Annotated in this window: 4 protein-coding genes and 2 pseudogenes; 4 read left to right on the top strand and 2 right to left on the bottom strand. The window is 63.3% G+C overall.

Annotation, left to right across the window (positions count from 1 at the left end):
• Positions 1–382, top strand: a pseudogene (locus JNK99_RS14660) (RNA degradosome polyphosphate kinase); the annotation flags it as partial.
• Between the two features lie 50 nt (positions 383–432).
• On the opposite strand, the gene JNK99_RS14665 reads toward JNK99_RS14660, so the two are convergent.
• Positions 433–2,658, bottom strand: coding sequence for a bifunctional (p)ppGpp synthetase/guanosine-3',5'-bis(diphosphate) 3'-pyrophosphohydrolase (locus JNK99_RS14665; RefSeq protein ID WP_291854342.1), 2,226 nt, complete (start codon positions 2,656–2,658; stop codon positions 433–435).
• A 66-nt stretch (positions 2,659–2,724) separates the two neighbouring features.
• On the opposite strand from JNK99_RS14665, the gene JNK99_RS14670 reads away from it, so the two are divergent.
• Both JNK99_RS14670 and JNK99_RS14675 read left to right on the top strand, forming a co-directional pair.
• Entirely contained in the window at positions 2,725–3,627 is a 903-nt protein-coding gene (locus JNK99_RS14670) for a DMT family transporter (RefSeq protein WP_291854344.1), read from the top strand.
• Complete coding sequence (locus tag JNK99_RS14675; RefSeq protein ID WP_291854346.1) at positions 3,624–4,418, top strand: M90 family metallopeptidase; 795 nt, start codon at positions 3,624–3,626, stop codon at positions 4,416–4,418. The genes JNK99_RS14670 and JNK99_RS14675 overlap by 4 nt, the downstream gene beginning before the upstream one ends.
• A 37-nt stretch (positions 4,419–4,455) precedes the next feature.
• Here JNK99_RS14675 and JNK99_RS14680 read toward each other — a convergent pair whose 3' ends face one another.
• Positions 4,456–5,226, bottom strand: coding sequence for an alpha/beta hydrolase (locus tag JNK99_RS14680; protein WP_366518767.1), 771 nt, complete (start codon positions 5,224–5,226; stop codon positions 4,456–4,458).
• Positions 5,227–6,128: 902 nt separating this feature from the next.
• On the opposite strand from JNK99_RS14680, the pseudogene JNK99_RS14685 reads away from it, so the two are divergent.
• Positions 6,129–6,346: pseudogene (locus tag JNK99_RS14685) on the top strand (IS110 family transposase); the annotation flags it as partial.
• Positions 6,347–6,951 lie beyond the last annotated feature (605 nt).

Raw genomic sequence — 6,951 nt, forward strand, 5'->3', positions numbered from 1 at the left:
GATCGATCTGATCGTGCGTGGCGTCTGCGGTCTGCGCGCCGGCGTCAAGGGCCTGTCGGAGAACATCAGCGTACGCTCGATCATCGGGCGACAGCTCGAACATCATCGCGTGTTCTATTTCTACGCAGGTGGCGAGGAGAAAGTCTATCTGTCGAGCGCGGACTGGATGGAGCGCAACTTCTTCCGGCGTATCGAACTGGCATTTCCGGTTCTCGATCGCAAGCTGAAGCGCCGGGTGATTGCCGAAGGTCTGCAGATTTATCTGACCGACAACACCCTGGCCTGGGAACTCGGACCGGATGGCACCTATCACCAGCGGCGCGGGTCACGCACCAGTCCGCATTGCTCGCAGGCGGAACTGATCGAGTTGCTCAAGGCCTAAACTCCGCCGGCGGGGGAGCGCTCCCCCGCCGGCGGCGCCGCGGTGGCAAATCAGGCGCGGCGCGCGCCGACCACGCCCTCCACCTGATGGAGCAGTGAGAGTGTCCGGTCGAGTTGCGGAATGCTGCCGACTTCGGCCGTGAAGCTCATGTGCGCATTGCCCTGGCGGGACTGCGTGCTGACCGCGATGACGTTGATCCGCTCGCGCGCCAGCACGTCGGACACGTCACGCAGCAGACCCTGCCGGTCATAGGCATCGATCACGATATCCACCGCAAAAACGCCGTCCGTGCGCCCGCCCCAGGTCGTCTCGATCACCCGCTCGGGATGCATCGTCCGCATGTTCGAAAGGTTGCTGCAGTCGGCGCGATGCACCGACACGCCGCGGCCGCGCGTCACGAAGCCGACGATTTCATCCGGCGGCGCCGGTTTGCAGCAGCCGGCCAGTTGCGTCAGCAGGCGGTCGACGCCAACGATCAGGATGCCCTTTTCGGCTACGTCGCTGTCGCGTTGCCGGCGTACCGGCAGTTCCTCCAGCACACGCTCGTCAACCGGCATCTCGTTGCCGCGTACCGCCACCTGCAATTGGCGCATGTTCAGCTTGGCCCGCGCCACCGCAATGAACAGGTCGTCACTGCGCGCCAGACCGAGCCTTATGGCAAGTTCATCGAGGTTGATTCCGGGTTGCCCCATCCGCTGCAGTTCGCGCACGACCACCGCTCTTCCCTCGGCGAGCGTGTCTTCGAGCGCCAGGCTGGCAAACCACTGTCTGACCTTGAGGCGCGAGCGATGGGTAAACAGATAACCGAGAGTCGGGTTGAGCCAGTCGCGCGATGGCCCGCCGTGTTTGGCAAGGACGATCTCGACCCGCTGTCCGGTAGCCAGTTGCGTATTCAGCGGGACCAGCGCGCCGTCCACCTTGGCGCCGCGACAGCGGTGGCCGATGTCGGTGTGCACCCGATAGGCGAAATCGACTGGCGTCGCGCCCTTGGGCAGGTCAACCACCCGACCCTGCGGGGTGAGGATATAGACCGTCTCGTCGAAGGCCGCCTGCTTGTAGTGTCTGACCCAGTCTGACGAGTCGGTCACTTCATCACGCCAGGTCAGCAACTGTCGCAGCCAGGCGATCTTCTCGTCGTAGCGGTCTTCCGGAGTGGCCTTGCTACCCTCCTTGTAGCGCCAGTGCGCCGCCACACCCAACTCGGCATGGCTGTGCATGTCGCGGGTACGGATCTGGATCTCGAGCGAGCGCCCGTCGAGGCAGCGCACGGCGGTATGCAGCGAGCGGTAGTCGTTGCCCTTCGGATGCGAGATATAGTCGTCGAACTCCTGCGGAATCGGCGACCAGATGTGATGCACGACACCGAGTGTGGTGTAGCAGTCCCTGACCGCGTCGACGATGACGCGGAGGGCGCGCACGTCGTAAACCTCCGAAAAATCGACCCCCTTGCGGCGCATCTTGTTCCAGATGCTGTAGATGTGCTTGGGTCGACCGTAGACCTCGGCATTGCCCACTCCGGCAGCCAGCAGTTCACTCTTCAGGCGATCGATCGCGTCGGTGATGAACTGCTCGCGCTCGGCGCGTTTTTCGTCAAGATGGCGGGCGATATCCTTGTAGATTTCCGGGTGCAGAAAGCGGAACGACAGGTCTTCCAGTTCCCACTTCAGTTCCCAAACTCCCAGCCGGTTGGCCAGCGGCGAATAGAGTTCCAGAGTTTCGCGCGCCACCGGCACGCGCAGTTCGTCCGCTTCGGCGGCATAGTGGCGCAGCGTCTGGGTGCGTGAAGCCAGACGCAGCAGGACGACCCGAATGTCTTCGACCATGGCCAGCAGCATTTTGCGCAGCACCTCGATCTGCGCCTTCATTTCCTGCGGGTTCTTTTCTTCGCTGTCGGCCGCGTGAGCGGCAAAGCCGCGCGTGATCGGCCGCATGCGGTTGAGGCGCGAAATGCCGCCGACCAGATGGGCGACGCTCGAACCGAAGGTCGCTTCAATCTCCGTCAGGCCGTGTTCGTGCAGTGCCGGTATGGCGAAGAGCAGGGCCGCCAGCCGCGAGTCGGCATCGAGCTTGAGCCCGGCGACGATCAGGGCCATTCCGAGTGCATGGCCCCAGACATCCTCGCCACTCCCTAGCCGTCGCTCGCCATAGATCGAACGGGCGTGCTCGACCGCACGGCGGATGCGGTCGTGTTCGGCCGCCGGGAGGCCTTCCGCGAGTGCCTGCAGGAATTGTTCGAAGTCGCCGTGTGCGGCGAGCGAGTGAATGACCGAGACCATGGGCTCATTATAAAGGGGGGACCGCGCTTCATGCATAATGCGCCTTTTCCCTGCCGGCCTCCATTGATGCTCGTCCGCCTGCACCATCCGTATCTGCTGCTCGTTCTGACCACCCTGTTCTGGTCGGGCAACATGGTCATCGGGCGGGCGATTCGCGACCAGGTGCCGCCGCTGTCGCTCGCTTTCTGGCGCTGGGCGATCGCGCTTGCGCTGGTGTTGCCGTTGGCCCTGCCGCATCTGCGTGCGCAGTGGTCATTGCTGCGCCGCAACTGGAAGAGTGTGGTCCTCCTCGGACTGCTCGGCGTCGGTGGCTACAACACGCTGGCCTACATCGGCCTGCAATACACTCCGGCGACCAATGCGGTCCTGCTCAACTCCTTCATCCCGATCGCCACCATCACGCTATCGTGGCTCTTCCTGAAAAAGCGTCTGCGTGCCATCGAGTGGGGCGGCGTGCTGCTCTCCTTCACCGGTGTCACGATCATCGTCTGCCGTGGCGATCCCGATACCCTGGCCGGCCTGAGTCTCAACATCGGTGATCTCTGGATGCTCGGCGCAGTGTTCACCTGGGCCTTGTACACCATCGGACTGCAGTGGCGGCCAGTCGGTGTCGACGCAATGCTGCTGCTCGCCGCCTTCACCTGCGTCGGCCTGCTGGCGCTGGCGCCGGGCTACGCCTGGGAGGTCGCACAGGGGAGAACAATCTCCGTTTCAGCCAGTTCGCTTGCCGGCATCGCCTACACCGGCGTCTTTCCCGGTTTTCTCGGCTACGTCTTCTACAATCGCGCCGTCGGCGAGGTCGGCGCCAGCAAGGCCAGCCTGTTCATTCATCTGATGCCGGTCTTCGGCACCATCCTATCGGCGATCTTTCTCGCCGAGATCCCGCAGTCGTATCACTACCTCGGCATTGCCCTGATCTTTGCTGGTATCTACCTGACGACTGCCTCGCCGCGGGCAAAGCGGTCGTGATCGGCAAGTGGCTTGGCTGGTTGACCAACCGGCAGGAGCGAATGCCGGTACCCGACGCCCTGTGGCAGGAGATCCTGGCGCAACTGCCCTTTTTCGCCTGGCTGACCGGTGAAGAGCGGCTCCGGCTGCGTCGACTGAGCGAGGATTTTCTTGCCGAGAAGGAGTTCACCGCAGCTGGTGGACTCGAGTTGTCGGACGCAATCTGCGTTTCGATCGCGGCGCAAGGTTGTCTGCCGATCCTCAACCTCGGTCTCGATCACTACCACGGCTGGGTGGGAATCATCGTGTACCCCGACGAGTTCATCATCCCGCGCAGCATCGAGGACGAATTCGGCATCGTCCACGAGTATCAGGAACTCGCCTCGGGTGAGGCCTGGGATGGCGGACCGCTGCTGATTTCCTGGCGCGACGCGCAGATGGCCGGTGCCGGCTACAACGTCGTCATCCACGAGTTCGCCCACAAGCTGGACATGCTGAACGGCGAAGCAAACGGCATTCCTCCGCTGCCGCCGGGCATGGCGCGCGCCGACTGGCAGCGGGTGCTGCTGGCCAGCTACGATGATTTCTGTGCGCTGGTGGACGAGGCGGAGGCGCACGGCGAGGAAACCCTGTTCGACCCTTACGCCACAGAAAATCCGGGCGAATTCTTCGCCGTCATGAGCGAGGCATTTTTCGAGACCCCGGATCTTCTCCTGGAAGAGTATCCGGCCTTCTATGCCCACCTCGCCCGCTTCTATCGGCAGGACCCGGCAGCCCGGCTTCTGACAGCCGGCACCGGGCAGGCGGGTTGAGCCGCCCGGCACTGGCGGGTGCCGAGCGTGGGCCGCTTCAGTCGCTTGCCGCGCACCCCAGCCGATCGACGAAACAAACAATCGCCTCCACCACTGCCTGCGGCTGATCGTGCTGCGGCGAGTGCCCGCATTCGGCCAGCCTGAGCAGTTCGACGTTTCCGGCGGCTTCGCCGATGCACTCGATCTGCCGCATCGTCGCGTATTCGTCGTTTTCCCCCTGGATGGCAAGCACCGGGCAGTCAATCGCCGGCAGGCAGTCGGTAATGCTCCAGTCACGGAATTCGGGCGACAGCCAGGTATCGTGCCAGGCGCGGAAGACGCTTTCCGCGTCGCGGTGATGGCGGGCCAAGCGGTGCGGCCAGTCGCTGCTGGCGAACAGTTCGCCGGCCCGGCGGATACCGTCGAGCGCCTTGTCCTCGACGAACTCGTGCGGGGCCAGAACGATGACACCAGCCACCTGTCCCGGCAGGGCGGCAGCGTGAATCAGCGCAATCGACCCCCCGTCGCTGTGCCCGATCAGTACCGGTCGTTCAATCGCCAGCGCCGCCAGCAGCGGCGGCAGGCGCTGCACTGCCTCCTCGTGCAGGTAGCGCGGTGTGCGTCGCGCCGGCAGTGCTGCCGAGTGTCCGTGACCGAGGCGCGACCAGACCAGGATTGGGCAGCCGGTCGCCTGCGCCACGCGCGCAGGGAAATCACGCCACAGCGAGATGCTGCCCAGTGCCTCGTGCAGAAAGACCAGCGTCGGGTGGCCGGCCCGTTGCGCGGGAAGTAGCTGGTACTCGATGGCGAGTCCGTCGATTTCGATCATTGTCATTGATCATGGTGGCCAGAAGTAGCGGGTTGTACCGCAGGGTGACACGATTCGCTCGTCCGGAGCCGCGGGAAGAGTATCCAGGTCGAGCCGCCAGTTGCCCGTCAGCCCCTGGCCGGCGGCAAAAACGGAAACTGCCGCATCCCGCCCGTGCGCGCAGTGCGTTTCCACGGCAACGTCAAGTCTGCGGGCCAGCCGGTCGTCCATCTCGGCCCGGTGATCCGTTGTACACGTACAGTTCGTTCCACAAGCGCCAGTGAAGTACTTTTCGATGCGTCTCGGTAAGCAGTATCGAAGGCGTACGCTTGCGCCGTGCGAAGACGACCGCGGGGCCATTCCGCCCCATCGACCCGCAAGGTCCATTGGGGCTTGGTACGCTGGCCTGAACTGCCGGGTATTGCTGACGCAACCAGCGATCTGCCGGTCGCCAGGCACTCCTGCCGGTGCTCCAGCAGGTCAAGGTGTCGATTGCCAGGGCGAGCAGGTCGGGTTTGCTGCGCAAGGAAAAGGATCACCGACTCGGCGCTTTCGAGGGTATGGGTGTCGAGGTGTTGTGGGACGCCCTTGACCACGCGGAGAAGCGCAATGCCATGATTCCCGTTGCCTTCCGGATCATAACCGACCAGATGACCCGTCGCGGCCGGCAAGGGTCTGCAAGGGCCAAGGCTCATACGCTTCAGCAGTTTTCCAGTTGGTCGGTTCTGCGGCCCGCCGTTCTTCAGGCGGAACCACTTGCGGACGCGGGATCAGAGAAAGAAACACAGGCTGCCATTTTACGGGAGCCTTCCGAATCAAAGGAACTTTCCCGTCCCGTGGTTGCAGCGGAAATCGCGAACGGCAACAGTACCCCGAGAGAGTTTGCAAAGCACCCCGGAGCCACGAAGGGGAAGACCCCGAGCATGATCGCCGTCGGGATCGATCTCGCCAGGAACGTCTTTGCCGTGCCCGTGATGATCACGGCAAGGCCGCGCTGGTCAGGCTCACAGTAGCCGGCCAGCATTTGCTGGAGCTGATTGCGCGGTTGCCGTCCTGCCTGATCGTGGAAGCCTCAGCGGGAGCACATCACTGGGCGCTGCTGTTGCACCAGCATGGACATCCCGTACGCCTGATGGCGCCGAGTTCGTCATCCCCCACTGTCGAGCGCACTCTGCTGATTGAGGTGGCGGCCAGCGAATTCCTTCAGGGACAGAGGCTGCGGCCTCGATCGAAGTCGGGATCCATGGCTGCAATCCCCACCTTTCTACCATCATCGATCGAGGGCTTGGCAAACCGGGGGCGACCATCGAGGACTGCTGGCCGTCCATCCCGCAATCTCTCGACCGCAGTCGCACGTGGCAGACTGCCAGATCGCCTCGGGTATTGCACACCCACCTTCACGCTTACAGCGGTCGGTTCTATGTCACGGTGTTCCATACAAGTTTCGGGCTTTGACGATATTGGCCACCTGGTATCCGCTTCCTGTTCGTCAGGCCAGTGCTTTGCCTTCTGCCTTCGGCTTCCTCCAGAGATTCGCAGTCACCCGCCACACCCTTGCCGTTCGGCTAACCCTTCCCTTTGCCGGGGGAGTAGAGGACTTCCCCCTTCAACCTATTTTCCTCAGTTGAACCTCCCAGCATTGGTGCAAACTGAGCATTGATGAGGGTTTGGGGCCAAGAGGGAGGGTCACCCGATGGGTGAGATGGAGTTTGAGCGAAAGGCGCTGGTCAGAGCGGTTGATGGCGC

The organism is Accumulibacter sp. (assembly GCF_016789985.1).
Classification (GTDB): Bacteria; Pseudomonadota; Gammaproteobacteria; order Burkholderiales; family Rhodocyclaceae; genus Accumulibacter.